Genomic DNA, 24,852 nt, shown 5'->3' with positions numbered 1-24,852 from the left:
TTCGTCTTGCGTCATGCGTCGTTCAGACGGCCGCTTCCTTCATCGCCGCCGTGCGCCGCTTGCCGCGGCGGTTGAAATACCACACCAGGCCGATGACGATCGCCAGCGGCAGCAGCAGCGGCGACAGGGCGGCGGCCAGCGCCACGCCCAGCGCGGCCAGGCCGAACACCACCAGCACGCCCAGTCCGGCGAACAGCAGGCCGACCAGGATGGCCACGCAGACCACGACGACAGCGCCGACCAGCAGCCCGCCGCCGGCCAGCAGCACGCCCAGCACCCAGCCGAACGGCCCGTCGAATTCCTCGCCGTCGACGTTCACGTAGAAGTCGTGGCCCCACGGATGATCGAAGACGTTGCAGGCTGCGATGAACAGCAGCACGACGATGGTAACGGCGAGTAGTTTTTTCATGATGGCTCCAGGGGAGTGGCTGTGGCGATGGTTGAACTTTACGCGGCCATGGCTGGAGATGCGGGCTGAAAGCGACGAACGGTTGGATTTGCGGGGTGAACGGGAAAGAACCGGCACCCAACAAACCGGTCTTGCCGCCCGCCTGCGTCAGCGGCAGTCAAAAACTGTGGCGCAGTCCGAACGAGGTGGCCGAGATGTGCGCGCCGGTCAGCGGGCTGCCCAGCGCGCCCACGCCATTGATCGGGAAGTCATACGCCGCATTGGCGTCGTTGCGCAGCCGCGTGTGGTACGCATACACCGTGGTCCGGGGCGAGAACAGGTACTCGTAGCCGGCGGTGGCATGCACGGCACCGGTGTCCGTGCCGCCGCGCACGAAGCCGACGGTGCCGCTGCCGTGGCCATCGCCGGCACGGCCGAGGCTGGCGCGCAGGCCGTGCCGTCCGGCCTGGTGGCTCAGCGATACATACAGCGCGTTGCGGGCCAGCCGGCCGGCCGGCAGCTCGTAGGCGAGGCGCTCGGCGACCAGCGCCAGCCGCGTGGTGCCGAAGGTGTAGCCGACGGCTGCCTTGCTGCCGGTATCGGCGCTGCCGGGGCCGTGATACGCGCGATGGCGCTCGTGGGCCAGCGCCACATACAGCGGCCCCGCGTCGTGGATCAGCGCCAGCGACAGCAGCGACGGCTTCGCGCCGCTGGCCGGGCGTTCTTCCGACAGGCCGTGCGTGGCGCGCAGCGTCCAGCCGCGCCAGCGCGGCGACCACCAGTGCACGCTGTTGGCCTGGCGGCGGTCGAACGACGCCACGTCGGTCACGTTGTCGGTCGATGAGGCCGAACCGTTGGCGAGGATGCTCATGTAGCCGGCCGTGGTCGGATAAAACGGATCGAGGCCCGACGTGGCACCGTTGTACGCCGTGGTCCAGTGGCCGGCGAACACGGTGCCGAACGGACCTTCCAGCCCGACGCGGGTATCGCGCCGGGCAATCTCTCCGGCGCCGGTGTCGGGCGCCAGCGTGCCCTCGACCTGGAACAGGGCCTTCAGGCCGTCGCCCAGGTCTTCGCTGCCCTTGAAGCCCAGCACCGAGCGGTTGTTGACCATGCGTTCGACGTGCACGCCGGGAGCGCGCGCCGCTTCCAGCGAGACGTTGAGCCGGCCATAGACCTGCACCTGGGCGTGGACGAAGGGTGTGGCCGCGACACCGGCGGACAGGGTAAAAAGGCGAATCAGAGTGGATGTCTTCATGGCGGCCATTGTCCGGCGGCGGCTCCGGGACGGCATCCCCCAAACGTGGCGCCCGGCGGGCTCCCATTTTTCCCTCTGAAGCTGCTATAGTACTGGGTATTCATACAGTAATTTGCCGAGAGGACCCATGGAAGATCTGATCGAGGAAACGTTGATGGACCACCAGGAACACGAAGAACACGAAGAGCCCGAAGATGCGCCGATCCAGGAAGACCGCGTCTGGCAGGGGCAGGGCTGGACCGCCCGCGTCATCAAGAACGAGGATGACGACGGCTGGGCCGTGGCGATGATCAAGGATGGCGAACCGGAGCCTGCGCTGGTAGGGCCGTGGACGATGGGCCGCGACAAGAAAAATCCCAAGCCGCTGGATATTTCCGCCTTCCACACGCTGGTCAAGACCGCCAACGAGGTGATCCGCCGCCATGAACAGCAGTTGCACGCGCGGCTGCACAAGTCGGTGCGCGTGGTCACCGACGAAGGCGCGGCGATTACCGTCAAGCTCGTCATCACGCCGGACGAGGATGAACCGTTCGCCACGCTGACCGCGGTCGACGAATATGGCGACGAACTGGCTTCGGTGCGCACGCGGCCCGATTTCCGGCTGTCCACCACCAGCGCCACCGACTGGATCGAAGGCGGCTACCGCAAGCCATCGGGCGGCTGACGGCCTGCCGGGCCGTTGCATCCCTTGGCTGAAGATTTTTTGCACGCCTCTGTTGCATTTTTGTAGCGGCGCTGGCCCTCGGCGGAGGCGCCTGCTATATTTCCTGATTGCATTTATTTACCTCGGGAAATTCGATGGAAGATCGTCTTCGCCGCCTTGAAGCCGTCCAGGCCGTGCTGCTGGAAATCGGCCAACTGTCCACGCGCTGCACCGACATCGTCGGTTTCCTGCGCGCCGTGCACGGTGCGCTGGGCCGCATCATGTATGCGGCCAATTTCTATGTGGCGCTGAACGACCGCGATGGCGCACCGAACGCGGTGCGCTTCGTCTACTACGTCGACGAAGCCGATACCCCGCCCGATCCGTCTGAACTGATGCACCTGGCGTCGCCCGACGAATCGCCCACCGCCTGGGTGATCCTGAACCGGCAAAGCCTGGTGATGACGGCGGCCGAGCACATCTCGCGCCGCAAGATCGCCGCCTTCGGCGTGGGCACGATCGCCGAGCACTGGATCGGCTGCCCGCTGATGGACCAGAATCACCAGCCGCTGGGCGTGATCGTCATCCAGAGCTACGACAGCGAACATACCTACAGCGGCGAAGACCAGGCGCTGTTCGCGCTGATCGCCAACCAGGTGTCGTCCGCGCTGCAGGGCTTGCAGAGCATGGACCGGCTGGAGCGCGCGGTGCAGGAACGCACGCTGCGGCTGGATACCGCGAGGGCGGCACTGGAGCGGCAGAACCAGGCGCTGAACCATGCGCTGACGCAGCTGCAGGATGCGCAGTCGGAACTGGTGCGGCAGGAAAAGCTGGCGTCGCTGGGCCGCCTCGTCGCCGGCGTGGCGCACGAGATCAATACGCCGCTGGGCATCTGCGTGACGGCCACCTCGCATCTGGTGGAAGAACTGAAACTGACGCGGCGCGACCTGGCCGAAGGTCGGCTCGACGAAGAGGGCCTGAACCAGTTCTTCGATACCGTCGACCAGTCGCTGCGCATCATGACGGGCAATACGCAGCGTGCCGCCGCGCTGGTGCGCAGCTTCAAGCAGGTGGCGGTAGACCAGTCGTCGGAGAACATCCGCCATTTCAACCTGGCGAAATACCTGGCCGAGGTGCTGCTGTCGCTGCAGCCCAAGCTGAAGGGCAACCCCGTCAAGGTGCAGGTTGAATGCCCGCCGGACATCCACCTGGACAGCTTCCCGGGCGCCATATCGCAGATCGTCACCAACATGATCGAGAATTCGCTGGTGCACGGCTACGAGGAAGACCAGCCCGGAACCATCCGCATCACCGGCCGCCTCGATGGCGACCACGTCACGTTCGACTACAGCGACGATGGGATGGGCATGGACCAGAGCCTGCTGACCCAGCTGTTCGACCCCTTCTTCACGACCAAGCGCGGCAGCGGCGGCTCGGGGCTGGGCGCGCACATCCTGTACAACCTGGCCACCGGCCCGCTGGGCGGCACCATCAAGGTCAGCAGCGCACCGGGCATGGGCTTGCACTACAGGCTGCGGTTCCCGCGCGACCAGCGGAAACGCAGCCAGGGCTGAATGCCAGTGCCGGGCGGTCAGTGTCCCGGATCAGGGATACAGGACACTAGTCCGGCAGCCGCGCCGTAATCGCCAGCGCTTCGTCCACGTTCTCGATCAGCAGTTCGACGAAGCGCGGATCGAGGTGCTTGCCGGCGACTTCGCGCAGGTAGTCGATCACGCGCTCGACCGGCCAGGCATCCTTGTAGACGCGCTTGTGCATCAGCGCGTCGAACACGTCGGCCACGGCGACGATGCGGGCGTACAGGTGGATGTCTTCGCCCTTCAGGCCCTGCGGGTAGCCGGTGCCGTCGTATTTCTCGTGGTGCTGGTGGGCGATGACGGCAGCCGCTTTCAGGATCGGGCGCTGCGATCCGTCGAGGATCGATGCGCCCACGGCCGGGTGCTGCTTCATGATTTCCCACTCTTCCGGGGTGAGCTTGCCGGGTTTCAGCAGCACGGCGTCGGGCGTGGCGATCTTGCCGATGTCGTGCATCGGCGCGGCATGCTTCAGCACCGCCGTTTCATCCTCCGGCAGGCCGGCCGCGCTGGCCAGCAGGTGGCACACCTCGGACATGCGGCGCACGTGGTTGCCGGCCTCGTTCGAGCGCGATTCGACGACGTCGCCGAGGCGCATGATCAGCTCGGCCTGGGTATCGGTGATTTCCTGGCTCAGCAGGATATTGTCGAAGGCGATCGCCACGTCGCTGCAAAAGATCTCCAGCAGCTTGGTATCGATCTCGGAAATCTCGTCGACCCCTTTCAGCACCAGCAGCGAAGCCTTGCCGCTGTGGTTCGGGAAGTAGCCGACATAGGTATCGCCTTCCAGCCGCGAAATGCGGTTGCGTTCGGCCGCGTGCAGCTGGGCGATCAGGTCCTGCGTCAGCAGCGTTTCTTCGCCGATCTGCGCCAGCACCTCGAATTCGCCTTCGCCTTCGCCGGCGATCGCGGTGGCGCCGCGCAGGCGCAGCAGCATGCTGTGCTCCAGCCGCAATAGCGCTACCACCTGCTGCAGCAGGCCGTTGGCGAAGTCCTTCAGGTTGCGCTGCTTGAAAATATGCGTGGAAGCCGCGATCACCCGTTCCAGCCCCTCGCGGTAGTGCACCTGCTGCTGGCGCGCTTCCTCGACCTTCATGATGTCGCGGTAGGCGCGCAGCGCTGCGAAGGTGGTGGTGAACAGCTTGGTGCGGTCTAGTTCCGTCTTTTCCTTGTAATCGTTGATGTCGTAGTCGACGATCACGCGTTCCTCGGGCGCCTGGCCCGGCTGGCCGGTGCGCAGCACGATGCGGGTAAACTGGTTGTCCAGGTCCTGGCGCATCCAGCGCGCCACTTCGAGGCCGCTGTCCTCGCGTTCCATCACCACGTCCAGGAACACCAGGGCGATATCGCTCTCGCGCGCCAGCACTTCCTTGGCTTGCTGGCCGCTGTAGGCATGCACGAAGGAGAGGCTGCGGCCATCGAGCCGGAAACGCGCCAGCGTCAGTTTGGTGATGTCATGGATGTCGGGCTCGTCGTCGACCAGCAGGATTTTCCAGGGTGGCAGCTTGGGCGATGCTGAAGACAGAAAGGACATGGCGGTTCGTCAATAAGGTCAGGAGACCGTGCATTTTCGGGGTACGGGTCAGCCGATTGTATGCGGCGCTTTGATTATTAACAACAGGAAATAGTCTTTGCGCTACGGCTTTACAACACCGGGCCATATCGTTTCTGGCAGCGTTCGCACCAGAAAGTGCGCCGCCTGGTCTTGCCCAGGTGCGCCTTGTGCAATGCAATATTGCAGCGCGGGCAAATCCGCTTCGTGTGCACCAGCCAGTGCTGTTTCAGCACGAAAGCCTTTTTCCATTCGAGGAACTCGAAACTGTATTGCCGTGCCTGCTTGACGAGTTCGCGCAATTTGGCGGCCGGCAATGCCCCCACCGTGGAGGCCGGATGGATTTTCAGCCGGAACAGCACCTCGTTCTTGATGATGTTGCCGACTCCGGAAAAGACGGTCTGGTCGAGCAGCGCATCGCACACCAGCGTATCGGGCATCGCGCGCAGCTTCTTCAGCGCGGCGGCCGGTTTCCAGGCATCGGCCATCACATCGGCCTGCCATTCGTAAGCACTGTCGAGATCACCCTCGATCAGCTGCACCGCACAAGTATAGAAATTGAGCTCGCCGCCTTCCTCGAATGCCAGCCCCAGCCGCTCGGGACTGTTTTCCTTGCGCTCGTCGATCCGGTAACTGCCGAACATCAGGAAATGGATGCGGATCGTGTACAACGGCAATTCGATCAGGAAATGCTTGCCCCAGGTGCGCAGCGACAGGATCGGCTGGCCGGGCAGTTCGTCGAACTGCACCGCCTTGCTGTTGCCATGCGCCGCGGCGATCGTACGGCCTTCGAACGGCTGTGCCAGTTCTTTCAGGATGACAAGGGAAGGACCTTCGGGCATGCCGTGCTCCAGTTTGGTGTGAAGAGCAAAGTCTGCCTCCCTGACCAAGGCCTGGCAGTTAGCACGCGTACAAAACCAGCGACAAAAAAAACCGCACGCGGCGCGAGCCGGGTGCGGCGAAGGATAGCGCCGTGAGCACGACGCATCAGGACTCCGTTTGCGGGCTTGCCGCCCGCGGGCCTCCATCGGGAGACATTTCCACACGCGAAGTGCGGAGAAGATGCCAGCATGTTAGTTGCGATCTGTTACAACATCGTGACAGCTGAAACGATCGTCTTGCGTGATCGGCGTATAGTCAAAAGCTGATGACAGGACCAAATCGAGGAAAGGAAACATCATGCGACTGCAAGCACGCTTCTGGCTGGCCGCGGCGCTACTGGCGGTGACCGGCGCTGCCAGCGCCGAAGCCACGGTCAACTACGTCAAGCCGGATGAATTCATCGACATGCCCCGTTCGCCGCAGGACCGCGAACAGGTGTTGAAGGAAATGGCACGGCATTTCGATGAACTGGCCAAGGACCTGCCGGCCGGGCAGGAACTGAAAATTAACGTGACCGACATCGACCTGGCGGGCCGCGAGGAACCGCGCCGCTGGGCGATCAGCGATATCCGCATCATGCGCGGCGGGGCCGACTGGCCGACGATGAAGCTCAGCTATACGCTGGAGCAGGACGGGCAGGTGCTCCGCAGCGGCGAGGAAACGCTGAAGAACATGATGTACCAGCAGCGCATCAACCGGTACTCGTCCGGCGACCCGCTGCGCTATGAAAAGCAGATGGTGGACGACTGGTTCCAGAAAACGATCCTGGGCAGCCAGGTGAGCAGCAGGTAACTGCGGGGAAGGGCGGCGGCATGCCGCCCGTATCGCGGAAGGTCAGTGACCCGCTGGTCATTCGATCCAGTTCACCCGCGGGAATTTCGCCCGGAAGTCGTCCGGCATCGGCACCACTTCCTTCAACCGGTAGTTGAAGAACACAAACCCGTATTTCGCCAGCGCCACCAGCGTGCCGTCGGCCGGGCGGGTGATGCGGAAGATGATGTCGCCGCCGTACTTGTTGAAATCCATCACGCCTACTTCGAACACCAGCAGATCGCGCGCATGGGCTTCGGCGCGGTAGGTGGTGGCCAGGTCGGTCACGATGATGCCGCTGCCGTCGCTTTCCGTTTCGCGCACGCCGTATTCGTACAGGAACCGCGCGCGCGCCTCGGAAATCATCGAGATCATCGAGTCGTTGGAGAGGTGGTTGCCGTGATTGATGTCGGTGACACGCACCGACATCTGCGTCGAATAGACGAACTGGTCGTCCGGGAATGCAAGATTGAGTCTGGCCATGGTGGAAGCGGCGCCCGCTCCGGGCGCCAGGGATTAAAAAAATATTGTAGCGCGGCCGCCGCCCTTACAGGTTTTCGGCGAGGAACAGCAGCGTGTGCCCATGCGCCTCGGCGGACGAGCGCTGGTGGTAGCTGCCGCGGTGCGAGCAGTTGAAGCCATGCTCGGCTTCGGGGTAGACGTGGATTTCCACGTTGTCGCGGTCGCCGAAGCGCTCGGCGATACTTTTCACGGCATCGTTCGGAATATGGCTGTCCCTGCCGCCGAAATGCATCAGCAGCGGCACCGTCACGCCGTCCGCCTGGTCCAGCTGGTTCTGGATGCCGCCGCCGTAGTAGGCCACGGCCGCGTCGACATTGCCGGCCGCCGCCGCCAGGTAGGACAGCAAGCCGCCGAAGCAGTAGCCGATCGACGCCACTTTTTGCACGCCATCGAGGCCGCGCAGGGCGCGGATGGTGGCGGCCACGTCGGCCACCGCCTTCTGCGTATCCGTGGCGCCCTTCAACGCCACGGCCTTTTTCCAGTCCGTTTCGTCGTACGTGAGTTCGATATGGGCGCCCTGGCGCCAGAACAGGTCCGGCGCCAGCACCACGTAGCCGTCCGCCGCGTACTGCTCGGCCACGCTGCGGATATGCGCATTGACGCCGAAAATTTCCTGGATCAGCACGATCCCGGGACCGGTACCGCCGCGCGGCAATGCCTGGTAAGCCTGGAACGTGCCGTCATCGCCCTGTATGTCGATCCATCGCGTATCGTTGTCCAATCTATCCTCCTGTGTGATGTCGGCTGCGTAATATTGACCAATGAGTATAAGCCGGCGGCACCTTGCACGTCGCGCCACAGCCGGGCGGGGATGTGGCTCCAACCGTGCTACTCTGGTGCCCCGTCCAACCTGATATGCAAGGTGGCCCGAATTAGTGACAGGACTGTTCTTGCGCGGGCCAGGAATGCACGGCAACATGCGCCGGCGCTGCTGGCGTTGCTGTGTGGACTCGGCCTGACGGCCCTGCTCTTTGCCGGCATCAGCCGCCTGGAGCAGGACCGCATCGTGCTCACGTTTACGCAACGCGCGCATGTGAGGGTGTTCGCCCTGTCCGAAGGCATCAACAACGTGATCGACAGCCTGCGCAGCGTCAACAGCCTTTATGCCAGCCAGCCGGTCGTTTCCCGTGATGAATTCCGCCGTTTCGTCGAACCGCTCACGGCGCGCTATCCGTTCGTGGTGGGCATCAGCTACCTGCGCTTCGTCGACGACGCCGGGCGCCCGGCGTTCGAAGCGGCGCTGCGGGAAGTGCTGCCCGGCGCGCGCATGACGGAATTGCGCGGCAATATCCTGGTGCCGGCCGAGCGGCGGCCCCGCTACCGGGTCATCGAATACGTGGAACCGTTCGCCGCGAACGCGGCCGCGCTGGGCCTGGACACGATGTATTCCGGCGACGAGGCCACGCGCCAGCGCGCCTACGACAGCGGCCTGCCGGCTGCCGGCCGCCTGACGGCGCTGGCGCAGTTGCCGGGGGCGCTGTCCGGCATGGTGGTGGCGATGCCGGTGTACCGCTTCGGGGCCCCGCTGCGCAGCGTGGCCGAGCGGCGCGCGGCGCTGGTGGGAGAAACCTCGGTAGCCATCGATCCGGGCGCGATGGTGGCGCACGTGCTGCAGCCTTCCGGCTTGCCGCAACTCATGCGCGCGCGCGACCAGCGGCTGCAGCGCGTGGGACTCCATGTGTATGCAGATGGCAGCGATTCCCCCGAAAACCTGGTCTACCATATGCCACCGCCGGGGCTGGACCAGCCGGCCGTGCTGCCGCCGCTTTCCTGGCTGTATCCGCGGCCGCCCGCGCCGCTGACGCTGACGATCGATGTGGCCGGCCGGCCCTGGCATGTGGTGGCCGAAATCGACGACGCGGTAGGGCTGTCCGACCATCTCGCCTCGCTGTCGGCGCTGGCGCTGGGGCTGGTGATGACGCTGCTGGGCACGGCCTGGGTGCGTACGCTGGCCACGCGCAACCGCACGATCACGGAGCAGGTGCAGGAGCGCACCGCCCAGCTGGCCGAGGCGAACCGCTCGCTGCTGCTGCGCGACCGCGCCATCGAATCCTCGACCAACACGATCATGATCATGGAAGCCGGTGCCGGCAATCCGATCGTCTACGTCAATCCCGCATTCGAACACCAGACCGGCTACACGCGCGACGAAGTGCTGGGCAAGAGTGCGCGCCTGCTGTGCCGCGACGACGTGGGCCAGCCGGGCGTGCTGTCGATCGCCGCCGCCATCCGCGAGCAGCGCGACGGCCACGCGGTGCTGCGCAACTACCGCAAGGACGGCACGCTGTTCTGGGTCGAGACCTACGTGTCGCCGGTGCGCGACGAGGGCGGCCGGGTCACCCATTTCGTGTCGGTCCACTACGACATCACGGCGATGAAGGCCTATGAAACGGAGCTGCACCACCAGTCCACGCACGACGCCCTGACCGGCCTGCCCAACCGGCAACTGCTGCACGAGCGCCTGCACGAGGCGATCGGCCGGGCCATGCACGACGGCCACAGCCTGTGGGTGGTGTCGCTGGACCTGGACCGCTTCAAGTTCACCAACAGCCGCGTGGGCCACCGGGGCGGCGACCGCCTGCTGCAGGTGGTGGCGGACCGGTTGCAGGACGCGCTGCGGCCGGGCAGCACGCTGGCCCGGCTGGGCGGCGACGAGTTCGCGCTGACGCTGCTGCCGCACCCGGGCGAGCGCCAGCCCCGGCCGGAACAGGTGCAGGGCCTGCTGGCCGCGCTGGCCGCGCCGCTGATGCTCGACGACAAGGAGCAGTTCATCTCCGGCAGCGCCGGCGTGGCCGTGTGCCCCGACGATGGCACCGATGCCGCGGTGCTGGTCGAACGCGCCGACATCGCCATGTTCCGCGCCAAGGAAATGGGCGGCAACAACTTCCAGTTCTATACCAGCGCGATGCGCGAACGGCTGGGCGAACGGGTGCAGATGGAAACGGCGATGCGCCGCGCGCTGGAACGCCGCGAGTTCGTGCTGTATTACCAGCCGCAGGTGGACATCGCCTCCGGCCGCATCGTGGCGATGGAAGCGCTGGTGCGCTGGCAGCACCCGGAACTGGGCATGGTGGCGCCGGGCCGCTTCATCCCGCTTGCCGAGGAAACCGGCATGATCCTGCAGCTGGGCGCGTGGGTGCTGGACAGCGCCTGCCGGCAGCTCGTCGAATGGCAGCGCGAGGGGCGCAGCTACCTGCGGGTGGCGGTCAACGTGTCGGCGCGGCAGATGGCGGAGCAGGACTTCGTGCAGATCGTGGCGCGGGTGCTGGATGAAACGGGCCTGGCCCCGGCCTCGCTGGAACTGGAGTTGACCGAAAGCGCGGTGATGAACGACGTCGAACACGCGATCGACGTGATGCGCGAACTGAAGAAGCTCGGCGTGAAGCTGGCGATCGACGATTTCGGCACCGGCTATTCCAGCCTGGCCCACCTAAAGCGCTTCGCGGTGGACGTGCTGAAGATCGACCAGGCCTTCGTGCGCGACCTGACGGTCGACCCGGACGACGCGGCGATCGTCACCACCATCATCGCGCTGGCGGCGAACCTGAACCTGCAGGTGATCTCGGAAGGCGTGGAAACGCTGGACCAGATGTCGTTCCTGCGCGAGCACGGCTGCTCGCAGATGCAGGGCTACTACTTCAGCCGGCCGGTGCCGGCCACCGCCATCGGCACCGTGCTGGACGAAAACGAGGCGCAGGTGGTGGCCGGCAACGGCGCACCGGCCGATGTCGGCACCTGAGCAATCAAAATCAGGGACAGACCCTGTTTTTGAGGCAACACTGGCAACACCGGGCAAAACTGGGGACGGACCCTGTTTTTGAGGAAATACCGTCTACCCACCGCTTCACCGCGCCGCCCTCGCGCCGCGCTGCCGGAGCCGGTGGCATTCCTGGCGTCAGCGGCCGTGGCGAATGTTCCCGGAAGACAGGGGCTGTCCCCATCTTTCGTTTCCTAAAAACAGGGGTACGTCCCCAGTTTGTTTACTGGGACAGTGCCTGCAGCAGCGCCTTGTGGAACCCGGCCGGATCCTCGATCTGCGGCGCGTGCCCCATGCCCGGGAACTCGATCAGTTTCGCGTTCGGGATGCGCTTCACGGTTTCCTTGCCCAGCACCTTGTAGTTGCCGATCTTCGCCTTCACTTCCGGCGGCGCGATATCGCTGCCGATCGCGGTGGTGTCGCCGTCGCCGTTCATCAGGATGACGGGCACTTTCAGCTGCGGGAATTCGTGCACCACAGGCTGGGTGTAGATCATGTCGTAGATCAGCGCCGAATTCCACGCCACCAGCCGCTGGCCGGAGCCGGCGTTCAGGCCGGCCAGCATGTCCACCCATTTTTCATATTCGGGCTTCCAGCGGCCCATGTAGTACGTGTTCTTTTCGTAGGTGCGCACGCCGTCCGCGGTCAGTTTCAGCTCGCGCTCGAACCACTGGTCCACCGTGCGGTACGGTACACCGAGCTGCTTCCAGTCTTCCAGGCCGATCGGATTGACCATCACCAGGTGCGACACGTTTTGCGGATACATCAGCGCGAAGCGGGTGGCCAGCATGCCGCCGGTCGAGTGGCCCACCAGCACCACCTTGTCGACGCTGGCCTTCTTCAGCAGTTCCATCGTGTTCGCCGCCAGCTGCTGGAAGCTGTACTGGTAGTGCGGCGGCTTGGTGGAGGCGCAGAAGCCCACCTGGTCGGGCACCACCACGCGGTAGCCGGCCTGCGACAGCGCGGCGATCGTGCCTTCCCACGTGGCGCCGCAGAAGTTCTTGCCATGCATGAGCACCGCCGTGCGGCCGTTCGCCTTGCCGGCGGGTTTCACGTCCATATAGGCCATCTGCATCGTCTGGCCCTGGGAATTGAAGCGGAAGTGCTGCACCGGATACGGGTAGCGGAAGCCCTGCAGTTCGGGGCCGTAGGCGGCGCCGGCGGCGCTGGCGGTACCGGAAGCGCTGGCGCCGAGTGCCAGCGCCAGGAGAATCGAAGTCGACAGTTTGGACATGCGTGGTTCCTGCAAAAAAACCTGCGAAATAAAGATTGGTCGAGGCCTGGCCACGTGGGAAGAGGGGCCGGCAACCGGCCAATATAGCGGAAAAACGGCTGAGCTGACGCCGGCCAGCTGTCATCCGTGAGACGTCCACTGCGCGGACAGGGTAAACTACGCCCTTTCCTGTCGCATTGGGCGATTCGAACAATAACTTATCGCGAGTGCCGCAATGACCGCTACACCCCTGCTGTTTTCCGACCTGAACCTGTCTGCTCCGCTGCTGAAAGTCTTGAGCGAGGTAGGCTATGAGGCGCCTTCGCCGATCCAGGCGCAGACGATTCCCCACCTGATGGCCAACCGCGACGTGCTCGGCACCGCGCAGACCGGCACCGGCAAGACGGCCGCGTTCGCGCTGCCGATCCTGTCGCGGCTCGATATCCGCCAGAGCTCTCCGCAGGCACTGGTGCTGGCGCCCACGCGCGAACTGGCGATCCAGGTTGCCGAAGCGTTCCAGCGCTATGCCGCGCACATCCCGAACTTCCACGTGCTGCCGATCTACGGCGGGCAAAGCTACGGGCCGCAGCTGTCGGCGTTGCGGCGCGGCGTGCACGTCGTGGTCGGCACGCCGGGGCGCGTGATCGATCACCTGGACAAGGGCTCGCTGGACCTGTCGAAACTGAAAACGCTGGTGCTGGACGAGGCCGACGAAATGCTGCGCATGGGCTTCATCGACGATGTCGAGCGCATCCTGAAGGAAACGCCGGCGTCGCGCCAGACGGCGCTGTTCTCGGCCACGATGCCTGCGCCGATCCGCCGCATCGCCAACACCTACCTGCGCGACCCGGCCGAAATCACGGTGGCGGCGAAGACCACCACGTCCGAGAACATCACCCAGCGCTACTGGCTGGTGTCGGGCATGCACAAGCTCGATGCGCTGACCCGCATCCTGGAAGCGGAGCCGTTCGACGGCATGATCATCTTCAACCGCACCAAGCTGGGCACCGAGGAACTGGCCGAACGCCTGTGCGCACGCGGCTTCTCGGCCGCCGCGATCAATGGCGACATGCAGCAGGCCGCGCGCGAACGCACCATCGGCATGCTCAAGGAAGGCAAGATCGACATCCTCGTTGCCACCGACGTGGCCGCGCGCGGGCTGGACGTCGAACGCATCAGCCATGTCGTCAACTATGACGTGCCGTACGACGCCGAAAGCTACACGCACCGCATCGGCCGCACCGGCCGCGCCGGCCGCAGCGGCGACGCGATCCTGTTCATCACGCCGCGCGAGCGCACCCTGCTGAAGACGATCGAGCGCGCCACGCGCCAGCCGATCAAGCCGATGGAGCTGCCGACGCTGCAGGCGGTGAACGACGTGCGCATCGCCCGCTTCAAGGACCAGATCACCGAGACGCTGGCCGCCGGTGGCCTGGAACAGTTCCAGGCGCTGATCGGCGATTACGAGCGCGAGCACGATGTGCCGGCCATCGAAATCGCCGCCGCGCTGGCCATGATGGCGCGCGGGAACACACCGCTGCTGCTCGACAAGAAGGCCGAGAAGGGCTGGCACGAGGACGGCCGCCCGGCCGCCCCGCAGCGCGAAGAGCGCAGCCCGCGCGGCGACCGGGGTGACCGGGGTGACCGTTTTGAACGGCCCGAGCGCGCGGAACGCCCGGCGTATCCGAAGAAGGAGCGTATCGCCCGCGAACCGGAACCCGGCATGGCCACGTACCGGATCGAAGTGGGCTACGAGGATGGCGTCAAGCCGGGCAACATCGTCGGCGCGATCGCCAACGAGGGCGGCGTCGACTCGAAGTTCATCGGCCGCATCGAGATCTTCGAGGATTACACGGTACTCGACATGCCGGCGGACCTGCCGGCCGACGTGCTCGATACGCTGACCCAGGTGCGGGTGGCGGGCCGGCCGATGCGCATCCGCCGCGATGGCGAACCCGCCGCGGCACCGGTCCAGGCTGCCGCCCCGGCAGCGAAGCCCGCGCCAAAAGCGAAAGTGGAGCGCGAGGAGCGGCCGGCCGCACCGAAAGCCCCGCGCGAGGAACGGCCAGCCGCACCGAAAGGCCTTGATGCCATAGTCGCCGACGCGGTCACCGAGGAAGAAGCGCCGAAGAAAAAGAAGCGCGAGCGGGCGCAGGACGGCCTGGCCATGCGCGCCTACCGGATCGAGGTGGGCAGCAAGCACGAAGCCACGCCGTCGAACATCGTCGGCGCGATCGCCAATGAAAGCGGACTGGAGGCGCGCTACATCGGCCGCATCGAGATCTTCGAGGACCATACCGTGCTGGAAATGCCGGACGGGATGCCGGACGAGATCTTCAAGCACCTCGGCAAGGTCTGGGTCGGCGGCCAGCAGCTGAAGATCAGCAAGGCCGATGCGATGCCGCCGCTGTCGGGCAAGCACACGCCGCCGAAGAAGCCCGCCGCCAAGCCGAAAACGAAACGCTGAGCGGCACATGCGCCCGGCCGGTGCACGGCCGCGGTGCCATTCCTGCACCACAATAACGCCGGCCGCGGTCCGGCGCGTGCCATGGCCGGCATTTCAGCCCTGAAATGCCGTGCGATGAGCCCTGAACGAGCTGGCCCGGTATTTGCATAGACATCCGTATTTACTTCTCATCAGCGAGGAGGGCGGATGTTGCTGCACACCTTACTCCGAAACGATTTACTCCAGTACGGCGCGCCGCGGCGGCGCACCGTGCGTGTCCTGTGGATCGACCCGGCGCGCACCATGGCCTGGCTGTTCGACATGGACGGCAAGGGCTGCGACGTGGAACCGGCGCGGCTGGCCGACCTCGAAGCCGACCTGGCCTCGGGCCGCGCCCGGCGCCTGGCGGACGACCCATGGCTCGTCGTGGCCGACCAGGAAACGATCAAGCCGAGCCATATCGCACTGCGCGAGCGGGCCTGGGCCATCGTGGCAGAGCTGACCGGCGACGAGCCGGGCATCTACGAATCGCGCCGGCGCGGCCAGATGATCGCCGACTACACGGCGCGCCATGGCGTATCGCATCCCACCATCTACCGCTACCTGCGCCGTTACTGGCAGCGCGGACAGACGCCGAACGCGCTGCTGCCCGATTACTCGAACAGCGGCGCGCGCGGCAAGACGCGTTCTTCCACCGCGGGCATCAAGCGCGGCCGGCCGCGCCGCGACGGCGCGCCACCCGGTATCAATGTCGACGAACCGATGCGCCGGGTGTTCCGCGTGGCCGCCGCCACCTACACGGGCATGCGTTTTTCGCGCCGTGGCGCCTACGAAGCCATGCTGCGCGAGTTCTTCTGCGAGCGCCACGTGGTACCGGAGACGCTGCAGGTGGTGCGATCTTCCGCCAGCGACGCGGTACCCAGCTTCGGCCAGTTCAGCTACTGGCTCGACCAGGGGCGCATCCTGCGCCCCGCACCGCGCCCGCTGCCGTTGGCACCGCACGCGCAGGTGGAAGCCGAAGGGCGCCCGGGCGCCGCGTTCCAGGTCGCCGCCGTGCGGGCCGACCTGCAATTGCTGGGTGGCGGGGAGCGCCGCCGGCTGGCCGGCCGGCCCGTCATCTATCTCGTCAGCGACATGTTTTCCGGCATGGTCACGGGATTCCATGTCAGCCTGGAAGCGCCGGCATGGCGGCATGCGCTGATGGCGCTCGCCAACTGCGTGGCCGACAAGCCGCGCCAGGCATTGCGCCACGGCCGCGTGATCGCCGCGCAGGACTGGCCCTGCCGCCACCTGCCGGAACGGCTGCTGGTGCCCGGCACGCTGGCCGGCGGCGATGGCGGCCGCGCGCTGCAGGACAATTTCGGCGTGCGCTGCGTGACCGGCATTCCGGCCGAGGTGCCGGCACGGGCCGCGCTGGAGCGCCGTTTCGGGCTGCTGCGCGCCGAAGCGCCGGCCATGGCACCGTCCATGCCGAGCGAACTGGGGCCGCTGGACGGCGCACTCGACATCCACCAGTTCCGCCGCCTGGTGATCGATGCCATCCTCGAACACAACCTGCAGGGAGTGGATGGCGACCGGCACAGCGGCCCGGCACCGCTGCAGCTGTGGGACTGGGGCATGCGCGAGCGGGGTGCCGCGCTGAAGCAATACGCGGAAGATGTGGTGCATTGCGCACTGCTGCCGCTGCACGATGCGCTGGTGACCGAGGAAGGCATCAGCCTGAACGGCCAGTTGTACACCTGCGCCAAGGCGGTGGAAGAGCGCTGGTTCGACCGGGCGCGCCAGCGCGGCCGCTGGGTCGTGCGCGTGGCACATGACATGCACGGCGAGTCGATGAGCGACTGCGTCTATCTGCCCGATCCCGCCGCGCCGATGCGCTTCCACACGTGCCAGCCGATACCGCGCGGTACCACCGCGGCCCAGCCGTTCACCCGCCCGGAGACCCCGGTGCGCCGCGCCCAGCCCGCGGGGCAGCACCCCAGCTTCGAACGCATCGTCGCCGGCTTCGTATCCTGATTTCCTTCACCCTCGTTGTATTTTCAGCGCGCCGCCCGGCGCGCTTTTTTTTTCGCCGCAAGTCATTCGCCGCAAGTCATTCGCCGCAAGTCATTCGCTGCAAGTACTGCCGAGCCGGTGCCTCCGTGCAACCCGGCAGTGATTCATCGTGCGTCGCACTGGTGCAGTGCGCAATGCCGCAGCGACTTTGATGCCGCGCCGTCCGTCAAACAATGTACGACGCTGGCAGGGCCGCCATTGCAGGGGAGCCGGCGATGTGGCGGCTTCTGTCGTCGCCCTGCCCGAAACCACTTCATTCGCCTCGTCAAAAAGAGTGCTTACCAAACGGGCAATGGCACACCGATTGCTAGATACCTATGTGCAAGCATGTTCACCAACACAAAGGGGCAGCAATGAAGAAAGGGTTGATGAAGGCGGTGACGCAAGGCGCGGTAACGCGGCGCGATTTCCTGTACCGTGCCGCCGCGGTGGGCGGTACCGGCCTGCTGCTGAACGCCATGAATGCCTGGGGCATGGGCATCGCATCGACGATGTCCGGCCCGCCGGCGCTGACCGGCAGCGGCAAGGGCAAGTCGGTGGTGATCCTCGGCGCGGGCCTGGCCGGCATGACGGCCGCGTATGAAATGGCGAAGCTGGGCTACCGCGTGCAGGTACTGGAAGCGCGCGGCTTCGCCGGCGGTCGCTGCCAGACGGCGCGCAACGGCTTCGAGCTGACGGAACTCGGTGGCGAGACGCAGCGCTGCGCTTTCGAGAAGGGCGAGTACATCAACCACGGCCCATGGCGCATCCCGCTGCACCACCAGTCCACGCTGCACTACACGCGCCTGTTCGAAGTGCCGCTGGAAGTGATGGTCAACGATAACGATCACTCCTTCGTCTACCTGGAAAACGGCGGCCCGCTGTCGAAGCAGCGCCTGCGCCCGGCGCAGATCAAGGCCGACATGCGCGGCCACGTCGCCGAGCTGCTGGCCAAGTCGGTGCAGGACCACCAGCTCGACAAAGCACTCTCCAGCGACGACCAGCGCGCGCTGCTCGACTACCTGAAGCACGAAGGCCACCTGGCCGCCGGCGATCTCAGCTACAAGGGCCGCAGCGGCCGCGGCTTCGCCGTCAATCCCGGCGCCGGCGTGAGCCCGGGGCCGGGCGCGTTCTCCGACCCGCTGGCCTTCCATGACCTGCTGGCTTCCGGCGTGGGCAAGATCTATAGCGCGGTGCAGGATTACCCGATGCAGAACACGATGTTCCAGCCGGTGGGCGGCATGGATGCGATCGCGAAGGCGTTTGAAAAACGCGTCGGCCGCCATATCCGCTACAACGCCGAAGTGCGCAAGATCAGCCACGGCGAGAACAACGTGACGGTGGCCTTCAAGGATACCAAGACCGGCAAGGAGAGCGCCGTGACGGCCGACTTCTGCCTGTGCACGATGCCGCTGTCCACGCTGCGTATGGTCGACACCGATTTCTCGGACGGCTTCAAGGCCGCCATCAAGTCGGTGGCCTATGCGCCCGTCGGCAAGATCGGCCTGCAGATGAAGCGCCGCTTCTGGGAAGAGGACGACCACATCTACGGCGGCCACGTGCTGACCGACATGAAGGGCATCAACACGATCTCGCTGCCGTCGACCAGCTGGCAAAAGAAAAAAGGCGTGGTGCTGGGCTACTACAACTACCAGACCGCGGCGATCGAGGTCAGCGGGCTGACACCGGCCGAGCGGGCCGAGTTCGCGCTGGCCGCCGGTGAAAAGATCTTCCCGGCCTACCGCGATGCGTTCGACAACGCGTTCTCCGTGGCCTGGCACCGCGTGCAGTACAACCTGGGCGGCTGGGCCGAGTGGAACGACGACAGCCGCAAGAACGCCTACCCGGCGCTGCTGGAAGGCGAGGGCCGCGTGCTGCTGGCCGGCGAACACCTGTCGTACCTGACGGGCTGGCAGGCCGGCGCGATCGAATCGGCATGGCAGCAGATGGCCCGCATCCATGAAAGGGCGATGGCATGAACCACAACGCCGCATTTTCTTCGCTATTGGCGCTCGTCGGCTTCACGGCGGCCACGCCGATGCACGCGAGCGCCGCCGACGGCAAGGCCGTCTACCAGAAAAACTGCGCGGCCTGCCACATGGCCACCGGCCAGGGCATTCCCGGCGCGTTCCCCGCGCTGGCCGGCAACGCGTTCGTGCAGGGGCCGGCCAGGGACCCCGCCACCGTGCTGCTGAAAGGCCGCGGCGGCATGCCCGATTTTTCCCAGAACCTGACAGACGGCGACATCGCCGCCGTTCTGACGTACGCGCGCTCCAGCTGGGGCAACCAGGCGCCCGGCATTCCCGAAGGGGACGTGGCCGCACTGCGCACCGAGATTTCGGCCGGGGTTGTCTCGGCCGGCCAGATGTCCAACAAACACTGAAAGAGAGACTTCATGAAACAGCATATCGCCGCCACCCTGCTGATGGCCGCCGCCGCCGCCGTTACCGCTTCGGCCACCGCGCAGGACATCGTGCGCCACAAGATTCCCGGCTCGGATTTCCCGATCGCGCAAGCAGTCACGATTCCGCCGACTGCCACGATCCACTTCATCAGCGGCCAGGTGCCGCCGATGATCGACAAGTCCGCCAACCCCGACACCATCGCCGCCTATGGCGACACGAAGACGCAGACCGTGGGCGTGCTGAAGAAGATCGAGGAAATCCTCAAGGGCATGAACCTGACGATGGGCGACGTCGTGAAGATGCAGGTGTTCCTGGTGGGCGACCCGTCGAAGGGTGGCCGCGGCGACGTCAAGGGCTTCATGGAAGGCTACACGCAGTTCTTCGGCGGCCCGCAACCGAACCTGCCGGCCCGCGCGGTCATGACGGTGGCCGGGCTCAATTCCGCCGGCTGGCTGGTCGAGATCGAAGTCGTCGCCGCCAAGAAATAATCCGGCTTCAACACCTGACGCAGTAAGGGCCGAAAGGTCCGGGGAAGCTGCCGCCATCCGTGCCGGCAGAGGGACCCTTTACGCCCTTTTTTTCGCCGCACCCGTTTTTCCATATTCACTACAAGAAAAGGAATCACCATGCACAAGGCCATCATCACAACGGGCGCCGCCGCCATGCTGCTGCACTCCGGATTGTCGCTCGCCGCCGATCCGGGCGGCGCACCGGAGCCCGAACCGCAAGCGGAAAACATGGCCGGTGCCGCCGGCGCACCGGTCTCGATGAGTGCCGTGATCGTCACCGGCACCCGCGCCAGCGGCCTGAAGGCGGAAAACAGCGCGTCGCCGATCCAGGTGCTGGATGCAGCCTCGCTGCAGCGCACCGGCCAGCCGGACCTGATCCAGGCCATCGCGCAGAACATCCCGTCGTTCACCGCCCAGGCCTTCGGCGGCGATACGGCCAACCTCACGCTGTCGGCCCGGCTGCGCGGCCTGTCGCCGAACAACACGCTGGTGCTGGTGAACGGCAAGCGCCGGCACGGCACGGCCAACCTGGCGGTGCTGGGCGGCCCATACCAGGGTGGCGCTGCGGCCGACCTGAACTACATTCCGGTGGCCGCGATCGACCATATCGAGGTGCTGCAGGATGGCGCCGCCGCGCAGTACGGTACCGATGCCATCGCCGGCGTGGTCAACATCATCCTGAAGTCGAACAACCGCGGGTTATCGGGCAACGTGAACGGCGGCGCCTATGTCGATGGCGGCGGCCATACGGGCGACGGCACCGCCAACATCGGCTTCGCGCCGAACGACAAGTCGTTCATCAGCATCACCGGCGAATCGCGCTACCACGGCTACAGCGACCGCGGCAACATCGACCCGCGCGTGACGGCCCCGCAGAACCTGGCCAGCATGCCGCTGCTGCAGGCACCCGGCTATCCGCACCTGAACAAGATCGCCGGCGATGCGCAGTACCACCTGAACACGCTGGCGGTGAACGCTGGCTACGACATCGACGACGACACGTCGCTGTACGCGTTCGCCACCTGGGGCAAGAAGGAAGCACGGGCATATGAAAACTACCGGATGCCGAACCGGCTGCCGGAAGTCTACCCGCTCGGCTTCAGCCCGAAGGAAACGATGAAGGAGATCGACTACGCGTTCACGGCCGGCGCGCGCGGCAAGTTCGGCACGGCGTGGAATTGGGAAGTATCGACCACCTATGGCCGCGACAAGGCGGAAATCGGCGTGATCGATTCGGCCAACGTCTCGCTGTACAACGACACAGGCTTCACGCCCACCGTGTTCCATGCGGGTACCTTCATCGCCAGCCAATGGACCAACAACTTCGACGTCTCACGCGAGATCGAGATGGGCTGGGCGAAAGCGTCGACGTTCGCGATGGGCTTCGAGCACCGCGTGGACGAGTACGAGATCCAGGCCGGCGACGAATTCTCGCGCTACAAGGAAGGCTCGCAGTCGTATCCCGGCTTCTCGCTGACGGATGCGGGCAAGCATGACCGCAACAACAAGGCGGTGTACGCGAACTTCATCATGTTCCCGATCGCCGGCCTGACGGTCGACCTGGCGGCGCGCTACGAGCACTTCAGCGATTTCGGCAACGCCAAGGTGGGCAAGCTGACCAGCCGCTACGATTTCACGCCGACATTCGCGGTGCGCGGTACGTACTCCAACGGCTTCCGCGCCCCCACGCTGGCCGAGTCGTACTATTCCGCCACCAACGTGGGCCCGACCAGCGCCTTCGTGCAGCTGGCGCCCAATTCGGCGGGCGCGAAGCTGGTCGGCATCGACGGCCTGAAGCCGGAAGCGTCGACCAACCTCTCGGCCGGCATCGTGCTGAACCCGGCGAACAATGTGTCGCTGACGGTGGATGCCTACCAGATCAAGATCCGCGACCGCATCGTCGGTTCCGGCTCGGTATACGGTTCGGGCGGCGCGGTGAATTCGCCGGCGGTGGTGGCGGCGATCCTGGCCAATGGCAACATCCTCGATCCGACGGTCAGCGAAACGGGCATCAACATCTTCACCAACGCCGTCAACACCCGCTCGCGCGGGCTGGAACTGGTGGCCACGCTGAACAGCAACTACGGCCAGTATGGCCGCGTCGACTGGTCGCTGGCGGCCAACTGGAACCAGGTGCGGGTTACCAAGATCAACCAGGCGCCGACGCAGCTGCAACCGCAGACGCTGCTGGACCGCACGGCGATCTCGAACCTGGAAACCGCGTCGCCGAAAACCCGCGTCAACATCGGTGCACTGTGGCGCTCGGGTGACTGGACCGTCAACCTGCGTGAGGCGATCTACGGCAAGTCCCACACGTGGGAGTCGCCGAATGGCGGCACGTACTACAAGAACGAGATCGGCACCAAGGCGATCACGGATCTCGAGGTGAGCTACAAGCTGAATCCGAACTGGACGCTGTCGGCCGGTGCCAACAACCTGTTCAACGAATATCCGGATGAAGTGAATGCGGAGCTGATGGCCGTGTACCGTGCGAACCTCGACAACGCCGGCGTGACGAAGTACCCGTCGTTCTCGCCGTTCGGCATCAACGGCGGCTACTACTACGCGCGCGCCAGCTTCAAGTTCTAAGGCGGCGTGCCATGGCGGGGCAGGGCGCTATACTGCGCCTTGCCCCGTTTTTCATTGGCCCCCCATGACCGCTCCGATGACCCTGCAGGATTACCTCGCGCTGTCCGGCCCCGCGCCGGACAGGCGGATCGCCTATGGCGGCGCACCTTCCCAGTTCGTCGAACTGTTTCTGCCTGCCGCGGAAGGTCCCTTTCCCGTGGCTGTGCTGATCCATGGTGGCTGCTGGACCGTGCAGTACGGCGGTATCACGCAGATGCGCAGCATGGCCGGCGCGCTGGCCGCGCAGGGCATCGCCGTGTGGAATATCGAATACCGCCGGCATGACGAGGAAGGCGGCGGCTACCCCGGCATGTACCGCGACGTGGCCGCCGCCGTCGACCTGCTGCGCGGCCAGCCGCGGATCGATGTGCGGCGCATCGTCGTCGTCGGCCATTCGGCCGGCGGGCACCTGGCGCAATGGGCGGCGTCGCGCCACAGGCTGCCGCGATGGAGTCCGGCCTGGGTGGCCGATCCGCTGATGATTCCCACCGTGGTCAGCCTCGGCGGGCTGGCGGACTTGCGCCACCAGGCTTCGCTGATCCGCTCCAGCTGCGAACGCGAGACAGCCCAACTGGCGGGCGTGCCGAGCGCGGACCGGCCGGATGTGTTCGCGGACACCTCCCCGGCCGAGATGCTGCCGGCCGGGATCCGCACGGTACTGATCCACGGCGAATGCGATACCGTGTCGCCGCCGTCGGTCGCCGAGGCCTATGCGCAGCGCGCCCGCGCCGCCGGCGACCCGGCCGAGGTGATCGTGCTGCCGGGTGCCAGCCACTACGACGAGGTGGCGGCCAGTTCGCCATGCTGGCCTCTCGTCGAAGACGCGATCCGGAACGCGCTTGGGCTGAAGTAAAGCCTAAGGGGCGATGCCGAACAACTCGATCCGCAGGCCCTTCATGCCACTCGGCGCATAGATCGCGATCGTCTGCGCCTTCAGCATGTTCTCGTACAGGTTGCCCCTGGCCGTCAGCGAGAAGTAGTACATGTTGGGCCGCACCGGCACTTCCCCCGGCACCTGCGCCATGTGCACCAGCTCCACACCCGGCATGGCCGCGCTGATCATGCGCTCCACGTCGTCCGGCGAACCGATCTTGAAGCGTAGCGGTGCGGCCGCCACCAGTTCTAGCGCCGGCATGTCCGCGCTGATGGCGAGGCACAACTCGGTGCGGCGCTCCACGCGGGCCGGATCGAGCACGCCGCTGTGGATCGTGATCCTGGCGGGATCGTTCACCAGCGGGATCGTGAAGTAGCGCGACGAGATCACGGTGTCGATCAGGTCGCGGATCATCTGGTCCAGCTTGTGGAAGGCGGGCCCCGGATCGTCGTGCTGGTATGACGGCAGGTCGGCCAGCGCGTATTTCGGCGAGAACGTCATCAGGCCGCCGGCCAGCGCGGTCAGCTTGTCGAACACGTATTCCGGATGATGCTGGCGATAGCGCGCGCAATGGGTGAGCGGTGCCGCCGCGGTGCAGATTACGTTGAGCATCCAGAACGACGACGCATCGCCCGTGTGCACCTCGAAGGCCTGTCGGCCATTCTGGCGATGGCGTTCGTACAGCGCCGCGATCTTGGCATTGAGCTTGGCCAGCAGGGCATCGAGCATGGCCGGCAGGCCGGCTGCGGTGGCCAGCGTGACCGAGGGCGGGATGAAGGTGGGGTCGAGTTCGAAGCCGCCGGTGGGGGAGCGCTTGATGCGGATGACGGGGAAGGAAACATAGCCGGTTCGCGCCGTGGACTCCGGCAGGAGGCAAACGTTTTTCGTCAGGTAAGTCACGTTGAGGGCCAGGCCGTTGGAGAACAGGTCGGCCGTCGAGGCATCCTCGCGCACATAGCGTGCTTCATCCGCCATATTTCCACCGTGCATATTCAGCATCGGCAGCGCCGCGTATTACGTGAACGTCGACTGCTCCGCCGGCAGTTTTGAAAGATCCACCGCCTTCGGTGGCGCATCGGATACGGGGGCATCGTAGATCTCGCCATCGGGGAACAGCAGCGACAGCACGTCCGTGTGCAGCGTGTTGTTGGTCAGTTCGTCGGTTTTCCAGATGACCCGCCGAACGCCCCACAGGCAGGGGTTGATGGTCATGGCCGTCTGTTGCAGCCGCATTTCGTGATAGCGGTCCTGCTGCTGCTTTTGCTGGGGGCCCACCGGCAGGCCTCTGGCCCACAGCAATTTCGAGGGGATGCTCATGGTTCTCCTTTCGAGTGAAACC

The 24,852-nt window shown here is 65.6% G+C and carries 18 protein-coding genes and 1 pseudogene; 11 read left to right on the top strand and 8 right to left on the bottom strand.

Features of this window, described 5'->3' with window-relative positions:
* Nucleotides 1-22: 22 nt before the first annotated feature.
* A complete protein-coding gene (locus ACY34H_RS05605) occupies nt 23-409 on the bottom strand; it encodes a hypothetical protein (RefSeq protein ID WP_464976503.1) in 387 nt (128 codons plus the stop codon).
* A gap of 157 nt (nt 410-566) precedes the next feature.
* Nucleotides 567-1,646 (bottom strand): porin, encoded by a 1,080-nt coding sequence (locus ACY34H_RS05600; RefSeq protein ID WP_464976502.1) that lies wholly within the window; start codon nt 1,644-1,646, stop codon nt 567-569.
* Nucleotides 1,647-1,800: 154 nt separating this feature from the next.
* On the opposite strand from ACY34H_RS05600, the gene ACY34H_RS05595 reads away from it, so the two are divergent.
* Both ACY34H_RS05595 and ACY34H_RS05590 read left to right on the top strand, forming a co-directional pair.
* Complete coding sequence (locus ACY34H_RS05595; protein ID WP_464976654.1) at nt 1,801-2,310, top strand: hypothetical protein; 510 nt, start codon at nt 1,801-1,803, stop codon at nt 2,308-2,310.
* Nucleotides 2,311-2,444: 134 nt separating this feature from the next.
* Entirely contained in the window at nt 2,445-3,863 is a 1,419-nt protein-coding gene (locus ACY34H_RS05590) for an ATP-binding protein (protein ID WP_464976501.1), read from the top strand.
* A 46-nt stretch (nt 3,864-3,909) separates the two neighbouring features.
* Here the strand turns inward: ACY34H_RS05590 and ACY34H_RS05585 are convergent, their stop codons facing one another.
* On the bottom strand, nt 3,910-5,415 hold the full coding sequence (locus ACY34H_RS05585; RefSeq protein WP_464976500.1) for an HD domain-containing phosphohydrolase: 1,506 nt from the start codon (nt 5,413-5,415) through the stop codon (nt 3,910-3,912).
* 110 nt (nt 5,416-5,525) lie between these two features.
* Nucleotides 5,526-6,275, bottom strand: coding sequence for a DNA-formamidopyrimidine glycosylase family protein (locus ACY34H_RS05580; protein WP_464976499.1), 750 nt, complete (start codon nt 6,273-6,275; stop codon nt 5,526-5,528).
* A 337-nt stretch (nt 6,276-6,612) separates the two neighbouring features.
* On the opposite strand from ACY34H_RS05580, the gene ACY34H_RS05575 reads away from it, so the two are divergent.
* The gene (locus tag ACY34H_RS05575) at nt 6,613-7,107 is read left to right on the top strand and encodes a DUF3016 domain-containing protein (RefSeq protein ID WP_464976498.1); all 495 of its coding nucleotides are present in this window, start codon (nt 6,613-6,615) and stop codon (nt 7,105-7,107) included.
* A gap of 57 nt (nt 7,108-7,164) precedes the next feature.
* Here the strand turns inward: ACY34H_RS05575 and ACY34H_RS05570 are convergent, their stop codons facing one another.
* Nucleotides 7,165-7,608: a thioesterase family protein gene (locus ACY34H_RS05570; protein WP_464976497.1), complete on the bottom strand. Its 444-nt coding sequence runs from the start codon at nt 7,606-7,608 to the stop codon at nt 7,165-7,167.
* A gap of 64 nt (nt 7,609-7,672) precedes the next feature.
* Entirely contained in the window at nt 7,673-8,368 is a 696-nt protein-coding gene (locus tag ACY34H_RS05565; protein WP_464976496.1) for a dienelactone hydrolase family protein, read from the bottom strand.
* Nucleotides 8,369-8,509: 141 nt separating this feature from the next.
* On the opposite strand from ACY34H_RS05565, the gene ACY34H_RS05560 reads away from it, so the two are divergent.
* The gene (locus ACY34H_RS05560; RefSeq protein ID WP_464976495.1) at nt 8,510-11,386 is read left to right on the top strand and encodes a bifunctional diguanylate cyclase/phosphodiesterase; all 2,877 of its coding nucleotides are present in this window, start codon (nt 8,510-8,512) and stop codon (nt 11,384-11,386) included.
* A gap of 241 nt (nt 11,387-11,627) precedes the next feature.
* On the opposite strand, the gene ACY34H_RS05555 is transcribed toward ACY34H_RS05560, so the two are convergent.
* On the bottom strand, nt 11,628-12,638 hold the full coding sequence (locus ACY34H_RS05555) for an alpha/beta fold hydrolase (RefSeq protein WP_464976494.1): 1,011 nt from the start codon (nt 12,636-12,638) through the stop codon (nt 11,628-11,630).
* A gap of 214 nt (nt 12,639-12,852) precedes the next feature.
* On the opposite strand from ACY34H_RS05555, the gene ACY34H_RS05550 reads away from it, so the two are divergent.
* From ACY34H_RS05550 to ACY34H_RS05520, 7 genes are all read left to right on the top strand, one after another.
* Entirely contained in the window at nt 12,853-15,084 is a 2,232-nt protein-coding gene (locus ACY34H_RS05550; protein WP_464976493.1) for a DEAD/DEAH box helicase, read from the top strand.
* A gap of 186 nt (nt 15,085-15,270) precedes the next feature.
* Nucleotides 15,271-17,079: a Mu transposase C-terminal domain-containing protein gene (locus tag ACY34H_RS05545; RefSeq protein WP_464976492.1), complete on the top strand. Its 1,809-nt coding sequence runs from the start codon at nt 15,271-15,273 to the stop codon at nt 17,077-17,079.
* 392 nt (nt 17,080-17,471) lie between these two features.
* A complete protein-coding gene (locus ACY34H_RS05540) occupies nt 17,472-19,076 on the top strand; it encodes a flavin monoamine oxidase family protein (protein WP_464976491.1) in 1,605 nt (534 codons plus the stop codon).
* Entirely contained in the window at nt 19,073-19,480 is a 408-nt protein-coding gene (locus tag ACY34H_RS05535; protein ID WP_464976490.1) for a c-type cytochrome, read from the top strand. Before ACY34H_RS05540 ends, ACY34H_RS05535 begins: the two co-directional genes overlap by 4 nt.
* Nucleotides 19,481-19,492: 12 nt before the next feature.
* On the top strand, nt 19,493-19,990 hold the full coding sequence (locus tag ACY34H_RS05530; RefSeq protein ID WP_464976489.1) for a RidA family protein: 498 nt from the start codon (nt 19,493-19,495) through the stop codon (nt 19,988-19,990).
* A gap of 138 nt (nt 19,991-20,128) precedes the next feature.
* Nucleotides 20,129-22,600, top strand: coding sequence for a TonB-dependent receptor plug domain-containing protein (locus tag ACY34H_RS05525; protein WP_464976488.1), 2,472 nt, complete (start codon nt 20,129-20,131; stop codon nt 22,598-22,600).
* Nucleotides 22,601-22,664: 64 nt separating this feature from the next.
* Nucleotides 22,665-23,492 carry an alpha/beta hydrolase family protein gene (locus tag ACY34H_RS05520; protein ID WP_464976487.1) on the top strand — a complete coding sequence of 276 codons (828 nt, stop codon included), beginning with the start codon at nt 22,665-22,667 and terminating at the stop codon, nt 23,490-23,492.
* 3 nt (nt 23,493-23,495) lie between these two features.
* Here the strand turns inward: ACY34H_RS05520 and tssK are convergent.
* Nucleotides 23,496-24,830 (bottom strand): annotated as a pseudogene (gene tssK, locus ACY34H_RS05515) (type VI secretion system baseplate subunit TssK).
* Between the last annotated feature and the right edge of the window lie 22 nt (nt 24,831-24,852).

It is taken from the genome of Pseudoduganella sp. jia 9, assembly GCF_055502615.1.
The sequence above is the reverse complement of the archived record's forward strand: the minus strand, read 5'-3'. Positions and strand labels throughout refer to the sequence as shown.

Bases quoted from the DNA above. Each gene is read 5' to 3' on its own strand.
- ACY34H_RS05605 (WP_464976503.1), bottom strand. From the start codon at position 409: ATGAAAAAACTACTCGCCGTTACCATCGTCGTGCTGCTGTTCATCGCA.
- ACY34H_RS05600 (WP_464976502.1), bottom strand. From the start codon at position 1,646: ATGAAGACATCCACTCTGATTCGCCTTTTTACCCTGTCCGCCGGTGTC.
- ACY34H_RS05595 (WP_464976654.1), top strand. From the start codon at position 1,801: ATGGACCACCAGGAACACGAAGAACACGAAGAGCCCGAAGATGCGCCG.
- ACY34H_RS05590 (WP_464976501.1), top strand. From the start codon at position 2,445: ATGGAAGATCGTCTTCGCCGCCTTGAAGCCGTCCAGGCCGTGCTGCTG.
- ACY34H_RS05585 (WP_464976500.1), bottom strand. From the start codon at position 5,415: ATGTCCTTTCTGTCTTCAGCATCGCCCAAGCTGCCACCCTGGAAAATC.
- ACY34H_RS05580 (WP_464976499.1), bottom strand. From the start codon at position 6,275: ATGCCCGAAGGTCCTTCCCTTGTCATCCTGAAAGAACTGGCACAGCCG.
- ACY34H_RS05575 (WP_464976498.1), top strand. From the start codon at position 6,613: ATGCGACTGCAAGCACGCTTCTGGCTGGCCGCGGCGCTACTGGCGGTG.
- ACY34H_RS05570 (WP_464976497.1), bottom strand. From the start codon at position 7,608: ATGGCCAGACTCAATCTTGCATTCCCGGACGACCAGTTCGTCTATTCG.
- ACY34H_RS05555 (WP_464976494.1), bottom strand. From the start codon at position 12,638: ATGTCCAAACTGTCGACTTCGATTCTCCTGGCGCTGGCACTCGGCGCC.
- ACY34H_RS05550 (WP_464976493.1), top strand. From the start codon at position 12,853: ATGACCGCTACACCCCTGCTGTTTTCCGACCTGAACCTGTCTGCTCCG.
- ACY34H_RS05545 (WP_464976492.1), top strand. From the start codon at position 15,271: ATGTTGCTGCACACCTTACTCCGAAACGATTTACTCCAGTACGGCGCG.
- ACY34H_RS05540 (WP_464976491.1), top strand. From the start codon at position 17,472: ATGAAGAAAGGGTTGATGAAGGCGGTGACGCAAGGCGCGGTAACGCGG.
- ACY34H_RS05535 (WP_464976490.1), top strand. From the start codon at position 19,073: ATGAACCACAACGCCGCATTTTCTTCGCTATTGGCGCTCGTCGGCTTC.
- ACY34H_RS05530 (WP_464976489.1), top strand. From the start codon at position 19,493: ATGAAACAGCATATCGCCGCCACCCTGCTGATGGCCGCCGCCGCCGCC.
- ACY34H_RS05525 (WP_464976488.1), top strand. From the start codon at position 20,129: ATGCACAAGGCCATCATCACAACGGGCGCCGCCGCCATGCTGCTGCAC.
- ACY34H_RS05520 (WP_464976487.1), top strand. From the start codon at position 22,665: ATGACCGCTCCGATGACCCTGCAGGATTACCTCGCGCTGTCCGGCCCC.